Source organism: Bacillus pumilus, assembly GCF_003431975.1.
Lineage (GTDB): Bacteria > Bacillota > Bacilli > Bacillales > Bacillaceae > Bacillus > Bacillus pumilus_N.
This window is the reverse complement of sequence record NZ_CP027116.1, coordinates 3,678,818-3,694,689: the sequence shown is the minus strand read 5'-3', so window position 1 is coordinate 3,694,689 and position 15,872 is coordinate 3,678,818. Positions and strand designations below refer to the sequence as shown.

The 15,872-nt window shown below is 41.9% G+C and carries 19 protein-coding genes; 11 read left to right on the top strand and 8 right to left on the bottom strand.

Translation table 11 applies throughout. The features are described from left to right. Positions 1 to 65: 65 nt before the first annotated feature. The 3 genes from C5695_RS19185 to C5695_RS19175 all read left to right on the top strand — a co-directional run bounded on the left by C5695_RS19185 (position 66) and on the right by C5695_RS19175 (position 3,298). Entirely contained in the window at positions 66 to 1,562 is a 1,497-nt protein-coding gene (locus C5695_RS19185; protein ID WP_117732555.1) for a sugar ABC transporter ATP-binding protein, read from the top strand. Further along, on the top strand, positions 1,559 to 2,572 hold the full coding sequence (locus C5695_RS19180) for an ABC transporter permease (protein ID WP_117732553.1): 1,014 nt from the start codon (positions 1,559 to 1,561) through the stop codon (positions 2,570 to 2,572). The genes C5695_RS19185 and C5695_RS19180 overlap by 4 nt, the downstream gene beginning before the upstream one ends. Before the next feature lie 93 nt (positions 2,573 to 2,665). Beyond that, positions 2,666 to 3,298 (top strand): GTP pyrophosphokinase YwaC, encoded by a 633-nt coding sequence (locus tag C5695_RS19175; protein ID WP_003215004.1) that lies wholly within the window; start codon positions 2,666 to 2,668, stop codon positions 3,296 to 3,298. Positions 3,299 to 3,373: 75 nt separating this feature from the next. Here the strand turns inward: C5695_RS19175 and C5695_RS20725 are convergent, their stop codons facing one another. Further along, positions 3,374 to 3,523 carry a hypothetical protein gene (locus C5695_RS20725; protein WP_187441862.1) on the bottom strand — a complete coding sequence of 50 codons (150 nt, stop codon included), beginning with the start codon at positions 3,521 to 3,523 and terminating at the stop codon, positions 3,374 to 3,376. Positions 3,524 to 3,529: 6 nt separating this feature from the next. Continuing rightward, on the bottom strand, positions 3,530 to 4,621 hold the full coding sequence (locus tag C5695_RS19170) for a response regulator aspartate phosphatase (protein ID WP_117732551.1): 1,092 nt from the start codon (positions 4,619 to 4,621) through the stop codon (positions 3,530 to 3,532). 529 nt (positions 4,622 to 5,150) lie between these two features. Between C5695_RS19170 and C5695_RS19165 the strand changes: the two genes are divergently transcribed. The 3 genes from C5695_RS19165 (at position 5,151) to C5695_RS19155 (ending at position 7,352) form a co-directional block, all read left to right on the top strand. Beyond that, positions 5,151 to 5,915 carry a transporter substrate-binding domain-containing protein gene (locus C5695_RS19165; protein ID WP_117732549.1) on the top strand — a complete coding sequence of 255 codons (765 nt, stop codon included), beginning with the start codon at positions 5,151 to 5,153 and terminating at the stop codon, positions 5,913 to 5,915. 67 nt (positions 5,916 to 5,982) lie between these two features. Next, a complete protein-coding gene (locus C5695_RS19160; protein ID WP_117732547.1) occupies positions 5,983 to 6,627 on the top strand; it encodes an amino acid ABC transporter permease in 645 nt (214 codons plus the stop codon). Next, positions 6,624 to 7,352, top strand: a complete 729-nt coding sequence (locus C5695_RS19155) for an amino acid ABC transporter ATP-binding protein (protein ID WP_117732545.1) — start codon at positions 6,624 to 6,626, stop codon at positions 7,350 to 7,352. Before C5695_RS19160 ends, C5695_RS19155 begins: the two co-directional genes overlap by 4 nt. 80 nt (positions 7,353 to 7,432) lie before the next feature. Here C5695_RS19155 and C5695_RS19150 read toward each other — a convergent pair whose 3' ends face one another. Further along, a complete protein-coding gene (locus C5695_RS19150; RefSeq protein ID WP_012011694.1) occupies positions 7,433 to 7,816 on the bottom strand; it encodes a glyoxalase GlxA in 384 nt (127 codons plus the stop codon). 118 nt (positions 7,817 to 7,934) lie between these two features. On the opposite strand from C5695_RS19150, the gene C5695_RS19145 reads away from it, so the two are divergent. After that, positions 7,935 to 9,116 carry a class I SAM-dependent rRNA methyltransferase gene (locus tag C5695_RS19145; protein WP_117732543.1) on the top strand — a complete coding sequence of 394 codons (1,182 nt, stop codon included), beginning with the start codon at positions 7,935 to 7,937 and terminating at the stop codon, positions 9,114 to 9,116. A 36-nt stretch (positions 9,117 to 9,152) separates the two neighbouring features. On the opposite strand, the gene C5695_RS19140 is transcribed toward C5695_RS19145, so the two are convergent. Then, positions 9,153 to 9,833 carry a CidB/LrgB family autolysis modulator gene (locus C5695_RS19140; RefSeq protein ID WP_117732541.1) on the bottom strand — a complete coding sequence of 227 codons (681 nt, stop codon included), beginning with the start codon at positions 9,831 to 9,833 and terminating at the stop codon, positions 9,153 to 9,155. Then, positions 9,827 to 10,210 carry a CidA/LrgA family holin-like protein gene (locus tag C5695_RS19135; protein ID WP_117732538.1) on the bottom strand — a complete coding sequence of 128 codons (384 nt, stop codon included), beginning with the start codon at positions 10,208 to 10,210 and terminating at the stop codon, positions 9,827 to 9,829. The genes C5695_RS19140 and C5695_RS19135 overlap by 7 nt, the downstream gene beginning before the upstream one ends. Before the next feature lie 165 nt (positions 10,211 to 10,375). Between C5695_RS19135 and cidR the strand changes: the two genes are divergently transcribed. The 4 genes from cidR to C5695_RS19115 all read left to right on the top strand — a co-directional run bounded on the left by cidR (position 10,376) and on the right by C5695_RS19115 (position 13,269). Further along, positions 10,376 to 11,263, top strand: coding sequence for a cidABC operon transcriptional activator CidR (gene cidR / locus C5695_RS19130; protein ID WP_117732536.1), 888 nt, complete (start codon positions 10,376 to 10,378; stop codon positions 11,261 to 11,263). A 16-nt stretch (positions 11,264 to 11,279) separates the two neighbouring features. After that, positions 11,280 to 12,104: a hydroxyethylthiazole kinase gene (gene thiM, locus C5695_RS19125; RefSeq protein ID WP_117732534.1), complete on the top strand. Its 825-nt coding sequence runs from the start codon at positions 11,280 to 11,282 to the stop codon at positions 12,102 to 12,104. Continuing rightward, positions 12,091 to 12,759: a thiamine phosphate synthase gene (gene thiE / locus C5695_RS19120; RefSeq protein WP_117732532.1), complete on the top strand. Its 669-nt coding sequence runs from the start codon at positions 12,091 to 12,093 to the stop codon at positions 12,757 to 12,759. Before thiM ends, thiE begins: the two co-directional genes overlap by 14 nt. Positions 12,760 to 12,894: 135 nt before the next feature. Next, positions 12,895 to 13,269 carry a nuclear transport factor 2 family protein gene (locus C5695_RS19115; RefSeq protein ID WP_117732530.1) on the top strand — a complete coding sequence of 125 codons (375 nt, stop codon included), beginning with the start codon at positions 12,895 to 12,897 and terminating at the stop codon, positions 13,267 to 13,269. 26 nt (positions 13,270 to 13,295) lie between these two features. Here C5695_RS19115 and C5695_RS19110 read toward each other — a convergent pair whose 3' ends face one another. The 3 genes from C5695_RS19110 to C5695_RS19100 all read right to left on the bottom strand — a co-directional run bounded on the left by C5695_RS19110 (position 13,296) and on the right by C5695_RS19100 (position 15,836). After that, complete coding sequence (locus C5695_RS19110; RefSeq protein ID WP_117732528.1) at positions 13,296 to 13,634, bottom strand: DUF4288 domain-containing protein; 339 nt, start codon at positions 13,632 to 13,634, stop codon at positions 13,296 to 13,298. 349 nt (positions 13,635 to 13,983) lie between these two features. Then, positions 13,984 to 15,525 (bottom strand): solute symporter family protein, encoded by a 1,542-nt coding sequence (locus C5695_RS19105; protein WP_117732526.1) that lies wholly within the window; start codon positions 15,523 to 15,525, stop codon positions 13,984 to 13,986. Then, the gene (locus C5695_RS19100; RefSeq protein ID WP_117732525.1) at positions 15,522 to 15,836 is read right to left on the bottom strand and encodes a DUF485 domain-containing protein; all 315 of its coding nucleotides are present in this window, start codon (positions 15,834 to 15,836) and stop codon (positions 15,522 to 15,524) included. The genes C5695_RS19105 and C5695_RS19100 overlap by 4 nt, the downstream gene beginning before the upstream one ends. Positions 15,837 to 15,872 lie beyond the last annotated feature (36 nt).

The following is a 15,872-nucleotide window of genomic DNA, read 5'->3' as shown; positions in this document are numbered from 1 at the left end:
TGCACTCTCTTTTCATAGAGGGTGCTTCGTTTTTCAAAATGAAGATCCTGAGAAGGAGGACACCTATGACATCGCCGCTAGTTTGTATGAAACATATTTCGATTGAATTTCCAGGAGTAAAAGCGCTCGATCAGGTGAATTTCACCTTGCAAAAGGGGACAGTTCATGCGCTGATTGGAGCGAATGGTGCTGGCAAGTCTACGTTAATGAAAGTTCTTTCAGGTGCTCATTCTCACTATGAAGGAACCATCCACATCAATGGTCAGGCGGCTTCCATTCAAAATCCAAAGGACGCAGCCACATATGGTGTGCAGACGGTCCATCAAGAAGTAGATACGGCTCTTGTTCCCTACTTAAGTGTGGGTGAGAATATGATGATGCATGAGCTTGAGAAAAAAACATTTGTCGGCTGGAAAGAGCTGCACCGCAAGGCAACCCAACGATTAAAAGAAATGGACATCGACATCTCCACAAAGCGCCTTGTGAGTGACCTAACCCTTGCAGAAAAACAGATGGTGCTCATTGCCAAGGCCGTTTCGATTAAATGCAGTATTTTAATCTTAGATGAACCAACGGCTCCACTTAGTCATGCAGAAACAAGTAAATTATTCTCAATGATTGACCGGCTGAAACAAAATGGAACTGGCATTGTGTTTATCTCCCATCGTATGCCTGAAATTTTCACCATCTGTGATGAACTGACAGTGATGCGAAATGGGACCGATGTCTCAGCTCACCTTGTTCAAGAGACAAGTCCGCAGCAGGTCATCGAAGAAATGCTAGGTGCGCCATTAGAGGAACAATTCCCGCTCCGTACACCTATGAAGGATGCACCTGTTGTGCTTGAAGTGAAACAGTTAGGCGACCAGCATAAATTAAGAAACATTCAACTCCACGTGAAAAAGGGAGAGATTATCGGAATTGCAGGACTTGTCGGTGCTGGAAAAACAGAATTGTGCAAAGCCCTTTTCGGTGCCTCGGATAAAAAGACCGGAACTGTGGAGCTTCATGGTCAAACCGTTCACATCACATCGCCTCATCAAGCTGTGAGAGCTGGAATTGCCCTTGTGCCGGAAGAGCGGAGAAAGGAAGGGATTCTGACAGAAGAGAGCGTGGGGTGGAACTTAACGGCGGCAAGTCTTCGTTCATTTTCACGGGTGTTTAGCTTTTTACATCGTTCGAAGGAAAAGCAGAAAGCAGACGAAATCGTCAAACGACTTGGTGTCAGAACACCATCTCTTGAAGCAAAGGTGAAGCATCTATCCGGTGGAAATCAACAGAAGATTGCCATTGGAAAATGGCTGCTGGCTGAAGCAGATGTCTATCTCTTTGATGAACCAACGAAAGGCGTTGATGTGGGAGCAAAAAAAGATATTTTCACGCTGATTGCAGAGCTTGCAAACCGCGGGAAATCTGTGATTTATGCGTCGAGTGAGCTGTCAGAGATTGCAGGTATCGCAGACCGCGTCTATGTCCTGTATGATGGCAGAATTGCCCGGGAAATGACCGCACCAACGACTGAAGAAGAGCTATTATATCATTCAACAGGAGGACAATCATGAGTGAACGACAAATTTCCGCCCCTGTGCAGCAAATCAAAAAACAGCGGCCATCCTTTCATCTATTTGATTTCTTTTATCGATATGGCACGATCTTAACCATTGTTGTTTTGATCGTAGTATTTGCAACAGCGAACCCAGCGTTTCTGCAATCAGGGAATATCATTAATATTTTACGATCTATCTCCATTGTGACCATTATTGCGGTGGGGCTCACCATCTCATTGGCAGTAAACGGTTTTGATTTATCAGTCGGATCCGTCGCTACGTTATCGAATGCGATTGTGATTTCTATGTTTGTGTGGTTTTCGCAGAACCCGCTGATTGCAATTGTCTCTGCTCTAGCGGCTTCTCTTATTGTCGGCTTCCTCAATGCGTTGATGATTGTCAAAATGAAAATTCCAGATATGCTCATGACATTAGCCATGATGTTTATCATTCAAGGACTGGCTCAGACGTATACGAAAGGGGCGACCATTTCTGAAAATATGGTGCTGCCTGATGGTACGTTCTCAACGGGTACGATCCCCGCCTTTTTCAGCAAAATCGGTCAGGTGCCATATATTATTCTCGTTATGGCAGCCATTGTGGTATTTGCGCATGTGTTCATGACTTACACAAAGCACGGCCGATTCATGTACATCATCGGAGGAAATAAGGAAGCGGCTCGATTGTCCGGTATTCATGTAAACAAATATAAAATTGCGGCATATCTGCTCTCGGCTTTATTTGCAGCGATCGGTGGTATTGTGCTGGCATCAAGGGTGATGACAGCGGAAATAAATGCGGGCACACCATATTTAATGGATGGCGTCGCAGCTGCTTTTATCGGTTTTTCCGTCATGGGAGCGGGGAAGCCCAACGCATTTGGAACTTTTATTGGGGCTATACTCATCGGTATTTTGCAAAATGGGCTTGTGATGATGTCCGTCCCTTATTACGCGATGGATATTGTGAAAGGCTCTGTGCTCGCCCTTGCACTGGCGCTGACGTATTACAAACAGCGAGGATGACATGTATTTTTTAAAACCTTTCGAGTCCTGTCTCCGTCTAGTAAACGGAAAGCGGTGCATCCGCCGTTTCCCAAAAGGAGATGACAAAAAGAAATGAATATGTCAGCAACTCATGTAGAAGATTTGAAAAACGTCATGGAAGACTGGAAAAATGAATTATTAGTATATAAATTCGCATTAGATGAAATGGATACAAAGTTTTCAATTATTAGTCAGGAATATAATTTGATCCATGGCCATAACCCAATAGAGCATACAAAATCACGGATTAAATCCTTTGAAAGCATTGTGAACAAATTAGCAAGAAAAGGATGCGACATTACCACACAATGTGCAAAGGAGTATATCCATGATATTGCAGGTGTCCGCATCATCTGCTCCTTTATTCAAGATATTTATAACATTATGGATGTTTTGAGGCAGAGAGAGGATTTAAAAATCCTTGAAGTGAAAGATTATATCCAACATCCAAAACCAAACGGCTACAGAAGTCTTCATTTAATCGTGGAAATCCCTGTGTACTTAACGAATCGTGTAGAGCATGTGAAGGTTGAGATTCAGGTGCGGACGATAGCGATGGATTTTTGGGCGAGTCTTGAACATAAAATCTATTATAAACTACAAAACGATGTCCCTCATCAGCTGACCGATGAACTGAAGGAAGCGGCAGATATTGCCCACTATTTAGATGAAAAAATGCAAAATATCAAACGAGAAATTGATTAGCACATCAAAAAAAAAGACAAAGGGCTAAAATCCAGATCATTTTAGCCTTTTGCCCACATCTGCTCTTTTTTATTATTAAGGATTGGTTCCGCGGTCTCTCTTTTGAATGATTGAATCCTTATCTTGAACTTGTGCAAATTGGTTGTCTTTTGTAATAGAAGCCTCGATGGAAACACCTGTGATCAAAAGCGTTAAGAGAGCACTTGTGATAAGCCATTTTTTCATCATATATCACTCCATATTTGTTTTTAAGGACAACGCCTTGTTCGAGAAATAAGTGGATTCTTCATGAAGGCCGAGATCTGTTAAGAAAGCTGCTGCATCCTGACAGATGGCTTCAAGATCGACAAGGAAATTCATAGATTCTAATTGCTCGCAATATGACTTGATTTGTTCAATCATGTTGTCTGGCTGAAGCATTAGTGTTTCTAAAATAGATAATTTAAGAGAAATATTTCGTTGTTTTAAATTTTCTGCTTTTTGAAGTGAAAGCTGTACATAATAGTGGAACAAACCAGGCTTTTTGAGCTTGAATAGTGCTTTTGTGTAGGCATACATGGCAAGTAAGTAGCCGCCTGGAGAAGAAGTTTCGAATGTCTCGATCAATAAAGCTTTTTCTAGGAGTGGCACAGCTTCACTGTATTCATTTCTAAGACTTTTAATAAAGGCTGCATTGCAATACGCGTGACCAAGTAAATCTGGATCTTCCATTTGTTCTAGTGAATGAATCACTTTTTCAAATAAGGATTCAGCCTCAGAGTATTTCGATTGATCAGCATAATTCAAAGCGAGCATCATTTGACAGCTGATTGATTTTTTCACATAACATGGATCTGCGTCGTAAATAGATGAAGCCATCTTTAAGTGGTGGATGGAGAGAAGCGTGGACCTTATATTATAGTAAAGACACCCTGTTTTATAATGAAATTCTGCTTTTTCAATGTCATCGTGGACGAGATCTAATTTATCCTCTGCCAACTTCAAGAGGTGAAATGCTGTATCCTGATTCCCTCTGCGCATTTCATACATCCCTTTAAAGAAATAGTAATAGTAGCTGAGCATATCGTCCGTACGAACCGCATTTTCATCAACAAAAAGACTATGATCCAACGAAGCTGTATCTTCGATGAGATCCTTAAAACGGTACTCTAGCAATTGATAGTAAAGTAAGACGTCTTGATTTTCTTCCATTCGATCAAACGCTTGAAGAATTTCTTCTTTTAGCTGGATCGCGCCTTGTATTTCTCTTTTTTTCATCATGACATACCAGTCATTTAACATATTTGCTACATCAACGGACGACAAAACACCTGTTTCTGCCAATTTATATCCTCCTTTCTTCATCTATCCACCTAGTTCGATTTCCGTTCATCTGAATTCACTTTCCATATTCAGTATCTTCTTATATTTTAAGCGCTCTCTCTCAATTTGTAAAACATGTTTTTTGATGTAATTTCAACCAGTAGTGAAAGAAAAAGGGATTAGGTGATATTTTGTATACGCTTACATTTTTTTAGGTGGAATGAGCGTTTTCAAAAATATATATTACAATACCAATAGAGACAAGAAGATAGTTTGTGAGTCTGTTTTTATAGGCTAGAAAAGATCGGTTGTTTTCAAGGTGCTGCCTCATTTTTCGTAAGATTATCTCACATTATGATTGTGAACCACGCTTCTTTTAGAATAAAATGAGTTATTCGCAAAATAGTAAAATTTAAAGAGACTTTTGATCTAGGTATGTATGGATCTTTGGTATTGATAAAAAACATCACACACTTATAGATTTAGCGTGGTATAGTGTTATTGTTATTGCGAATATTTAGACAAAACTGACAATAGGGGGTCGTGTTTTATGAAAAAATCGTTGTTACTGATCATGGGACTCATTGTTGTGCTCGTCATGGCAGCCTGTGGATCAAAATCGGACAGTGATTCGGGAGAAGGCAAAGGCACATATAAAATTGGGATAGATACAACCTATCCGCCATTTGAATTTGAAAAGGGCGGTAAATACGAAGGAATAGACGTTGATTTGATTAACGCAATTGCAAAAGATCAAGGCTTCAAAGTGAAGCTAGAAGCCATGGACTTCTCAGGCATTATTCCAGCGATGCAGGCAGGTCAGTTGGATGTAGGTATGGGCGGGATGAGTATCACAGATGAACGTAAGAAGAAAGTAGACTTCTCAGATCCGTACTTTGACGCTGGGCTGACAGTAGTTGTGAAAAAGGACAGCAGCATTCAATCAATTGATGATTTAAAGGGGAAAAAGCTAGCTGTTAAAAACGGGACGACAGGTGCTAAATTTGCATCAGATAACGCAGATAAATATGGGTATGAAGTAGTTCAATTTAACGACAGCCCATCGATGTTCCAGGAAGTTTCAAACGGAAATGCAGATGCCTTAATTGAAGATTATCCTGTCATTACGTACGCGATCGCACAGCAAGATTTAAAATTGAAAACAGCTGGAGACCGGTTGAATGGAGACCAGTATGGTATATCTGTTATGAAGGGGAAAAACCAAGACCTATTGAAGAAGATCAATAAAGGGCTGGAGAACTTAAAGAAAAACGGTGAATATGACAAAATTATTGATAAATATTTGAAGTCATAACACAAGCGAGGCGCGCTCCGAGCGCGCTTTCTTTATGTCATCATATGTGAATTAGGGAGGGAGAACCATGGATACGATTGTTAATGCATTTCCATATTTAATGGATGGTTTACAGACCACTTTATATATCTTTGTTGTTGCTATCATTTTAGGATTTATCATCGGTTTAATAGTGGCGTTATTCCGTCTGTCACCTTTTAAAATCTTAAATTTCATCGCACTCGTCTTTGTTAATGCCATTCGAGGCACCCCATTTATCGTCCAGCTATTCTTCATTTATTTTGGTTTGAATACACTTGAATTCATTTCACTTGATCGAGTGCCGGCAGGGATTATTACAGTAGCAATTAATGCAGGGGCTTATTTCTCAGAAATTATTCGTGCTGGGATTCAGTCTATTGATAAAGGACAAACAGAAGCTGCACGTTCCTTAGGTTTTACAGGGGGACAAAACATGCGTTTTATCGTCCTTCCGCAGGCATTTCGCCGCATGCTTCCAGCAATTACAAACCAAGCCATTATCAGCTTGAAGGACACGTCTCTTTTATCGATTATCGGAATCGCTGATATTATGCAGCGAGGGCAAGTACAAGCATCGGCTACATTTGATCCTTTGAATGTCTGGCTCATTGTCGGTATCATTTATTTTGTGATCATTTATTTACTTTCTCTACTGGCAAGCTATGCAGAAAGGAGATTTGATGTGAAATGAGTATGATTGCGGTGAAAAATTTAAAGAAGTCCTTTGGCGATCATGAAGTCTTAAAGGATATTAATGCAGTCATCGAGGAAAAAGAGGTTGTGTGTGTCATTGGTCCTTCTGGATCAGGCAAAAGCACGTTTCTGAGATGTCTCAATAAATTAGAGGATATTACGGCTGGGGAAGTTGTTGTCCACGGACATACGATTACAGATCCGAAGGTAAATATCAATAAAGTACGACAAGAAGTCGGGATGGTGTTTCAACACTTTAATCTATTTCCTCATAAAACTGTTTTAGAAAACATCACGATCGCACCGATTAAGGTAAAGGGTGCCGACAAGAAAGCGGCAGTCGATAAAGCGTTAGACTTGCTTGAAAAGGTCGGCTTGAAAGACAAGGCCAAAAGCTACCCTAACCAATTATCTGGTGGACAAAAGCAGCGTGTTGCCATTGCAAGAGCCTTGGCGATGGACCCGAAAGTGTTATTATTCGATGAACCGACATCTGCTCTTGATCCTGAGGTTGTTGGGGATGTATTAGCTGTAATGAAACAGTTAGCCGTCGAAGGGATGACAATGATTGTGGTCACACATGAGATGGGCTTTGCAAGAGAGGTAGGAGACCGAGTGATCTTTATGGATGGTGGGTATATTGTCGAAGAAGACAAACCGGAAGCTCTCTTTGGAAACCCCCAGCATGAGCGTACAAAATCATTTCTTAGTAAGGTGTTATAAAAAAAGAGTAAGGGCATATGGGTGCTCTTACTCTTTTTTTATGGAGCATAAAGGGAATCGGGTCCATTTCCTAGGAAATATTAGCGCTGGAAGAATTCGATCCATTCTTGGTCTGGCCCTCTGAAAAAGAAGTAGCAGTATCCATTTGGTAACGTCGTAATTTCTTCATCAATTAATTCAATTTGCAGCTTTTGGATACGATTGAATTCAGCATGAATGTTGTCTGTTGTAAAGGCAAGATGGTGGACCTTTCCTTCAGATGGCAGATCACTGCTGTAGCCTTGGATGAGCTCAATTTCCGTTTCTGCCTCGTCTTTAAAGCCGAGAAATGCAAGCTCAATGACTCCGTTTGTATGAGTGATGCGATCCTTTAATTTCATGCCCACGACTTTTTCATAAAAATCAATGGACGTATCAATATTTGAAACCATAATGCCTGTATGATCTAAGCGTAATGTCGTCAAAAGAAGTGCCTCCTCTATGGCGTGTTGATATTTTTCTCCTCATCTTATCATAATAGAAGTAACGTATACATTCATATGGTAGGATAGAGAGAGTCAATTTAGGATAAGGATGACACGAATGAAAAAAATCTCATTAAAACAAACTTTTGCAGAACAAGTGAAAAAGGGATATCCGCTCATTTCCAAAGATGCTGTTTCGCGTGTGAACGGTGTACAGGAAGGCGAGCTCATTGAATGGGTGGATGAACGAGGCGATTTTTTAGGAAAAGGGTACTATGGTGTACAAAATAAAGGAATCGGCTGGGTACTGACCTTTAATATCAATGAAACAATAAACCAATCTTTTTTTGTCTCTAAGCTTGAGCAGGCAGCAAAAAGCAGAACGCATTTATTTCGTGATGCACAGACAACTGCTTTTCGTGTGTTCAACGGAGAGGGTGATGGCATTGGTGGTTTCACGATTGATCATTATGACGGGTTCTATCTCATCCAATGGTATAGCGAAGGAGTTTATACATTCAAGGCGGAAGTATTGGCGGCACTTGAGCACGTATATCCAGACTATAAAGGCATCTATGAAAAGAAACGATTTGATACGTCTGGCCAATATATAGAGGATGATGATTTTGTAAAGGGAGAGAAAGGTGAATTTCCTCTCATCGTGAAAGAAAACGATATGAATGTAGCGGTTTACTTAAATGATGGTGCGATGACAGGTATTTTTCTAGATCAACGTCATGTGAGAAAGGCGATTCGCGATCGTTATGCAAAAGGAAAGACCGTGCTCAATACATTTTCTTACACAGGTGCTTTCTCAGTGGCAGCAGCGCTTGGCGGAGCGAGCCGTACAACAAGTGTCGATGTCGCAAACCGCAGTTTGAAAAAAACATCAGAACAGTTTGAAGTCAACGGTGTTGATGTGGACGGACAGGATATTAAAGTCATGGACGTTTTTAAATATTTTCCGTTTGCTGCGAAAAAAGGATGGACCTATGATCTTGTCATTTTAGATCCGCCTTCCTTTGCCCGAACGAAAAAGCATACATTCAGTGCGGCGAAGGATTATAAGAAGCTATTAAAAGAAGCCATCCAGATCACAGCTGAGAACGGCGTTATTGTGGCATCAACGAATAGCAGTGCTTTTGGCATGAAGAAATTCAAAGGGTTTATTGCGCAGGCCTTTAAAGAATCGGGGCAATCTTACCGTATCCTCGAAGAATATACACTTCCTGAGGATTTCCGTACAACGAAGAATTATCCTGAAGGAAATTATTTGAAGGTTGTCTTTATACAAGCATAAGAAAAAGCCATTTTCCGATAAAGGAAATGGCTTTTTTTATAAGGCAAATGTCATGAGGAGAGGCGCTGCACATAATGTAATAATGGCTGATATAATCATGGATACACTTGAGATCGTTCCTGAGACGGAGCTCATTTCAAATGCCTTCGATGTTCCTGCCCCGTGTGCACCTGTTCCAAGCAGAACACCCATGGCAATGTCATTATCGATGCGGAAATAACGAATGACCATTGGGCCGATAACAGATCCAAATAGCGCAGTTAAAATGACGAATACAGCCGTAACGGACGGCATACCGCCAATCATTTCTGATACACTCATCGCCACTGGTGTGGTAACCGACCTTGGGACAAGACTTTCGATGAGGCTTGTATCCAAATGAAACAGCTTGGCGATAAATGCAGTTGATAAGATCGCAATGACAGAACCGCAAGCGACATTCAAAATAATTTCTACTGCATGCTTCTTCAGAATGTGAAAATACTTATATAAAGGAATGGCAAAAGCAACCGTTGCAGGCTGAAGCATATTCGTGAGCCACTTCCCGCCTTGATTGTAAGCGTCGTAAGGAATGTTGACGATTAACAAAAAGACGACAAGAACAAGCGGTGTCACAAGTAATGGGGATACATAAACCTTCGGGTGTCGTTTATATATCGCTTTTGATCCGAGATATAAAAGAACCGTTAAGATCAGAAATAGTGCGCCAACTAACATAGTTTTTTTCGCTCCTTTCTTTTCGCAATCAATTGCGTCATGATACCAGTCGAGAGCATGACGACAAAGGTACTAAGTAAGACGACAAGGACGATACTTGTGCCCGATTGAGAAAGCAATGTTCCATAATCAATGACACCAACCGCTGATGGGATAAAGAATAGCAGCAGTTCTCCGAGCAGCCATACGGCGCCAAGTTCAATCCATTTTAATTGGATAATCTTAAAATGAAGTAATAAGAAAATGACCAGAATGCCTAAGATCGTGCCCGGAATTCTTAAATGCAAAAAGGCCGCGAGCACATTCATCAATTTCGCAAAAACAAACAAAGCCATAATCTGAAGGACAGCAATCAGCGGCGTTTTGAGCAATTTCACTTTCTGTTCACTCCTTTTTCTATATAAATTGTTCACTGTTTCACAAAAACATGATAACGTTCCAGTTGATGAGCTTACTTAAAAGTGTACAGCACGTTCTGTTATAGGTAAAATACATATATCGAATAGTTAGTATTCCTTTTGTCTATAGGAAGGGTGAAGCATGTGGACATTAGACATTTAACATATTTCTTAGAAGTCGCGAGGTTGAAAAGCTTCACGAAAGCATCGCAATCCCTTTATGTGTCACAGCCGACCATTTCTAAGATGGTCAAAAATCTCGAGGATGAGCTAGGGGTGCAGTTGTTTTATCGAAATGGCCGGCAGGTTGAAATGACAGATGCTGGACAAACGATGTATACACAGGCGAGTGAAATCACACAATCATTTCAGAATTTAACGAGCGAATTAAATGATTTAATGAATGTGAAAAAAGGGCATATCCGCATCGGACTGCCGCCGATGATTGGGTCGAGTTTCTTCCCAAATGTCATGGGGGAATTCCGCCAGCAGTATCCTGATGTCACATTTCAATTGGTGGAGCACGGCTCTATTAAAGTTGAGGAAGGGGTCGAGGATGGGTCGTTAGATATTGGTGTCATTGTGCTGCCTGCTAATGATAAAATTTTTCATACGTACACCATCATTAAAGAAGACATGAAGCTCGTGACGCATCCATCACATCCGATGACAGATCGTCATGAGGCTCATTTAGCTGATTTGAAGGAAGAGTCTTTTATTTTCTTTCGAGAAGATTTTGTTCTGCATAGCCGGATATTGAATGAATGTATGAATGCGGGCTTCCGGCCCAATGTCATTTATGAAACGTCTCAATGGGATTTCATCAGTGAAATGGTAGCCGAGAACTTGGGGATTGGCCTTCTGCCTGAACGTATTTGCCGGGATCTTGATCCTGAAAAGGTAAAGGTCATTTCCTTAAACCCATCGATTCCGTGGCATTTAGGGGTTATTTGGCGAAAGGACCGCTATTTGTCGTTTGCCGCAAGAGAGTGGTTAAAGCATACTAAATCCTACGTGTGGGATGCAGAGTAAAAGGAGGACGATAAGGATGAAAACAAGTGACGCGTCTCATTTATTGGAGAAGGTTCGAGCGGAAAATCCACTCATTCATAACATCACCAATCAAGTCGTGATGAACTTTACAGCAAATGGACTGCTTGCCTTAGGTGCCTCGCCAGTGATGGCAAATGCCAAAGAAGAAGTGGCTGAAATGGCGCAATTAGCGAATGCACTTGTGCTCAACATTGGCACATTGACAAAGGAGACCGTAGAGGCCATGGTTTTGGCTGGACAAGCTGCCAATGCTAAAGGTGTACCTGTTCTATTAGATCCTGTCGGCGTCGGTGCGACAACGTTTCGAATGAAATCAGCAAAACAGCTGTTAGAGCAAGTGAACATGACCGTTGTCAGAGGGAATGCTGCAGAAATTGCTCATTTACTTGGAGTGGATGGCTGGGAGTCAAAGGGCGTCGATGCGAAGGCGGCGAACGGAGATGTATCAGCACTAGTCAAACAAGCGGCGAGGACACTTCAGACCGTTGTGGTAATCACAGGAAAAGTCGATGTGGTGTCAGATGGAGAGGACGTGCTGTCTATTCATAATGGACATGAATGGCTCACCAAGGTGACGGGAACTGGTTGTTTACTGACATCGGTCATCGGGGCTTTTTGTGCAACAGGTGAACAGCCGCTTCATGCATCGGCAGCTGCTTTATTGTTTTATGGTGTTGCAGCTGAACGGGCAGCGCAGTCCACAAAGGAAAAAGGGCCAGGAACGTTTCAAATGGAATTATTAAATGCACTCTCACACACAACTGGCGATGATGTGTTGACGCTGGGGAAAATAGGGGGAATTTCACATGACAAAGGCTGATCAACAGCAAATCAAACAGCAATTATCGGTTTATTTTATTATGGGAACAGCGAATACCAGCAGGCAGCCGCTTGATGTCGTAAAGGAAGCCATTCAAGGCGGGATTACCATGTTCCAATTCCGTGAAAAGGGTGATGGAGCTCTGCAGGGGGAAGAAAAGAAACAATTGTCTCGTCAGCTTCAAGTGCTTTGCCAAGAAGCCAGTGTTCCTTTTATTGTGAATGATGATGTACAGTTAGCGATGGATCTTGATGCAGACGGCGTTCATGTTGGACAGGAAGATACAAATGCACGCGACGTCAGACGAAAAATCGGGAATAAAATATTAGGCGTGTCTACGCATAACCTAGATGAAGTGAAACAAGCCATGAAGGACGGCGCAGATTATGTCGGGATGGGTCCTGTTTATCCATCAGAAACAAAAAAAGATACACGCAGTGTTCAAGGGGTGTCTTTGATCACTGAAGTACGTCGTCATGGTCTTCTTATTCCGATTGTGGGCATCGGGGGGATCACATACGACAATGCTGCGCCAATCATCCGATCAGGGGCAGATGGTATTAGCATCATTAGCGCCATTAGCCAGAGTAGTGAACCGAAAAAAGCAGCAGAAGCCTTGAAAGCACTTGTTGACTCAGAAAAGGCATCTCTTTAGCTTTAGGAGACGACATGGATTGACTCAATTCATGTCTTTCTGATGTCGGGGAAAATAGACAGGCGAGAAGCAAATGTGTACAATTAATTTGTTCGATTATTTTCGAAATGACAGGTAAATAAAGGAGAATGAACAATGGAAGTACTCGATACGTATTTTCGCCGATACGATGAAGCGGGAAAAGGGCAGAAGCAAATGGAAGAATTGCTGGCATTGTTTTCTGACGATGTCATGATTGTCTTAAATGGCGCCGAGAAGCCTGGTATCCAAGCGTTTACACAGTTTTTAAACACATTTTTCCACGTGCATGAAGACATCAAGCATATGTGGGATGGCTGGAATAAAAGAGAAGACGGAAAGTATGAAACAAACTGGGCTGTTTGCGGGAAACTTTCGGATGGCCGTGTCTATACAGCAGAAGGAATTGATATTGCAGAACTGGACGACCAAGGAAAGATCGTTTATTTAGAAAACGTTCCGAAAAATCCAGAGTTATTTCAACGATATTAAAAAGCCGGCTCATCAGCCGGCTTCTTTTATTTGTCTAAAGAATATGCCTCAATGGCTTCTTTAGCCGAAGTTTCTTTATCAAAAATAAGGTGACGGCTGTACACCTCACTTAAATGCAGTGGATCTTGATCTAATTGATCTACAAGCTCAAAGACATCTAGGATGGCTGCTAATTTTTTGGTCGTTTGTCCACCTTCAGCATTCTCAAAGGTTTCTTCTAGAAAGCTTTGTTTGACTATATTCTTTACTTTACGGTGGTTTTTTGCTCGCACCAAAATGATTCGTTCTTCAAACATTTTATCGGGCATACTGCTAGGTGATGAGATGGATTCGAATAATAACTTGGCTGCATATATTTGACGCATCAGTCATGTCACTTCTTTCTTGCAGATTTTTGCTTGTACTAAATGAGAGTGCCTCAACGTGTGAAATGATTTCCAGTATGTGTATAAAATGATAACATATAAATGACGTTGAGTAGGAGGATGTTTGAACACATATAAAAGAGAGGTGATAGGGATGAAGAGTGTGGTTGATAATAGAGGGGAAGAGCATGAAATTCTGTTGATCCTCGTCACATGCTGCTCTTTAATCACACGTAGAAGGTTTGCCAGGTTAGAGAAGTATAAAAATAAGTTGATAGGTCAATTTATACCTTACTGAAACTTTTTTTGAGAAAAAGTCAAAAAAGCCGGCTCATCAGCCGGCTTTTCCTCATGAATCAGTATCCATATGCATGCCTGTATGTGCCTTTACTTGGATTTCCGTAAAGGTGTCTTCATCTGCTTTTTCAGAGGAGAATATCGTGCCTAAGTATGCGGCAAGGAATCCGAGTGGGATTGAGATAATTCCAGGGTTCGACAGCGGGATGAGCGGTTCTCCTGTAAAGATGGCTGCTCCCGATGGATCCCAGACGCTTGGGCTGAGCGAGACGATAATCAGTGCGCTCAGTAGTCCTGTTAGACTTCCTGCGATGGCACCCGTGGAATTAAATCGTTTCCAAAACACAGTGAAGATAATCAATGGTAAATTTGCGCTTGCTGCCACAGCGAAGGCAAGTGACACTAGAAAAGCGACGTTTAAAGATTGGGCAAATAATGCAAGAATGATGGAAAGAATGGCAACGCCGATCGAAGCAAAGCGTGCCGCTTTCACTTGCTCCCGTTCACTCGCTTTCCCTTTGCGGATGATCTGACTATAAAAGTCATGGGCAAAGGCAGACGCGGCGGATAAAACGAGGCCGGTGACCACTGCCAAGATCGTCGCAAAGGCAATAGCGGAAACAAAGGCAAATAATAAATCTCCTCCTAGGGCTTGGGCGAGCAGTGGGGCGGCCATATTTCCTGCTGCATCGGCTGCTGTGATCGCTTCTGTTCCAACAAAGGCAGCTGCGCCAAAACCGAGGAAAACCGTCATTAAATAAAAAATCCCGATGATCCACGTAGCGGATAGAACAGATTTACGCGCAGAAATGGCATCCTTTACCGTATAAAACCGAATCAAAATGTGCGGCAAACCTGCTGTTCCAAGCACTAAAGCAAGATTTAGAGACAAAGTCTCTAAAGGGACATCATATTTATTTCCCGGGTGAAGAAATGCCTCGCCGAGCGGGGTCGCTGTTTTCATCTGTTCAAACATCTTCAGCAGACTAAAATCAAACTTCGCAAACACAAGCAGTGAAATAATCAGCGTGCCCAGCATGAGAAGGACAGCCTTTGTGATCTGCACCCAGCTGGTTGCGATCATGCCACCAAAAACCACATAAATGGTCATTAAGACACCCACAATCAGCACCGCAATCCAGTAATCAATGCCGAGAAGGAGTTTGATTAATGCGCCAGCCCCAACAAGCTGCGCAATCATATAAAAAGTAGAGACTGTGATTGTGTTAAACGCGGCAACCCCTCGAATGGCAGGACGCTTAAATCGTGCAGCAATCATATCAGCCATCGTATATTTCCCAAGATTTCGAAGCGGTTCAGCTACAACGTAAAGAACGACAAGGTACGCCACTAAAAAGCCAATACTATAGAAAAAGCCGTCAAATCCATTTAAAGCGATCATTCCAGCGATCCCTAAAAATGATGCAGCAGACATATAGTCCCCGGCGATGGCAAGGCCGTTCTGAAACCCAGTCAGACCTCCACCTGCTGTGTAGAAGTCGCTCGCATTGCTCGTTTTCTTCGCAGCAAAATATGTGATGACCAATGTGAGCCCGACGATCGCTATGAATAAAATAAACGCGGTCATGCTCATTCGTCATCACCTCTCGATTCATTTTTTAAAGCGCTTACATATTTGTCAAACTGAGCTGCTTTTTTCGCATAAAGTCCACATAATACCCACGTCATGACAAATTGTGTGAGGGCGAATAACCAAGCCCATGAGATCGCGCCAATTGCCGGTGTGTTCAAAAAGGTGAAGTAGGATGTAGCAACCGGAAGTGAAAAGTAAAAGAGAAAAAAGAAAATCGTCAACGGTACGATAAATCTGCGTTTTTCCTCGAGAAGTTTTCGAAAATCCTCTGAAGCGGCAACCTTCTTATAATGAACTTTTTTGTCTGCCATTGTTTCCTCCTTTGTACGAATTAGGGACAAGGTACT

Excerpts from the sequence above, each read along its gene's own strand:
- C5695_RS19185 (WP_117732555.1), top strand. The coding sequence starts at position 66 with ATGACATCGCCGCTAGTTTGTATGAAACATATTTCGATTGAATTTCCA.
- C5695_RS19180 (WP_117732553.1), top strand. The coding sequence starts at position 1,559 with ATGAGTGAACGACAAATTTCCGCCCCTGTGCAGCAAATCAAAAAACAG.
- C5695_RS19175 (WP_003215004.1), top strand. The coding sequence starts at position 2,666 with ATGAATATGTCAGCAACTCATGTAGAAGATTTGAAAAACGTCATGGAA.
- C5695_RS20725 (WP_187441862.1), bottom strand. The coding sequence starts at position 3,523 with ATGAAAAAATGGCTTATCACAAGTGCTCTCTTAACGCTTTTGATCACA.
- C5695_RS19165 (WP_117732549.1), top strand. The coding sequence starts at position 5,151 with ATGAAAAAATCGTTGTTACTGATCATGGGACTCATTGTTGTGCTCGTC.
- C5695_RS19160 (WP_117732547.1), top strand. The coding sequence starts at position 5,983 with ATGGATACGATTGTTAATGCATTTCCATATTTAATGGATGGTTTACAG.
- C5695_RS19155 (WP_117732545.1), top strand. The coding sequence starts at position 6,624 with ATGAGTATGATTGCGGTGAAAAATTTAAAGAAGTCCTTTGGCGATCAT.
- C5695_RS19145 (WP_117732543.1), top strand. The coding sequence starts at position 7,935 with ATGAAAAAAATCTCATTAAAACAAACTTTTGCAGAACAAGTGAAAAAG.
- C5695_RS19140 (WP_117732541.1), bottom strand. The coding sequence starts at position 9,833 with ATGTTAGTTGGCGCACTATTTCTGATCTTAACGGTTCTTTTATATCTC.
- thiM (WP_117732534.1), top strand. The coding sequence starts at position 11,280 with ATGAAAACAAGTGACGCGTCTCATTTATTGGAGAAGGTTCGAGCGGAA.
- thiE (WP_117732532.1), top strand. The coding sequence starts at position 12,091 with ATGACAAAGGCTGATCAACAGCAAATCAAACAGCAATTATCGGTTTAT.
- C5695_RS19115 (WP_117732530.1), top strand. The coding sequence starts at position 12,895 with ATGGAAGTACTCGATACGTATTTTCGCCGATACGATGAAGCGGGAAAA.
- C5695_RS19110 (WP_117732528.1), bottom strand. The coding sequence starts at position 13,634 with ATGCGTCAAATATATGCAGCCAAGTTATTATTCGAATCCATCTCATCA.
- C5695_RS19105 (WP_117732526.1), bottom strand. The coding sequence starts at position 15,525 with ATGAGCATGACCGCGTTTATTTTATTCATAGCGATCGTCGGGCTCACA.
- C5695_RS19100 (WP_117732525.1), bottom strand. The coding sequence starts at position 15,836 with ATGGCAGACAAAAAAGTTCATTATAAGAAGGTTGCCGCTTCAGAGGAT.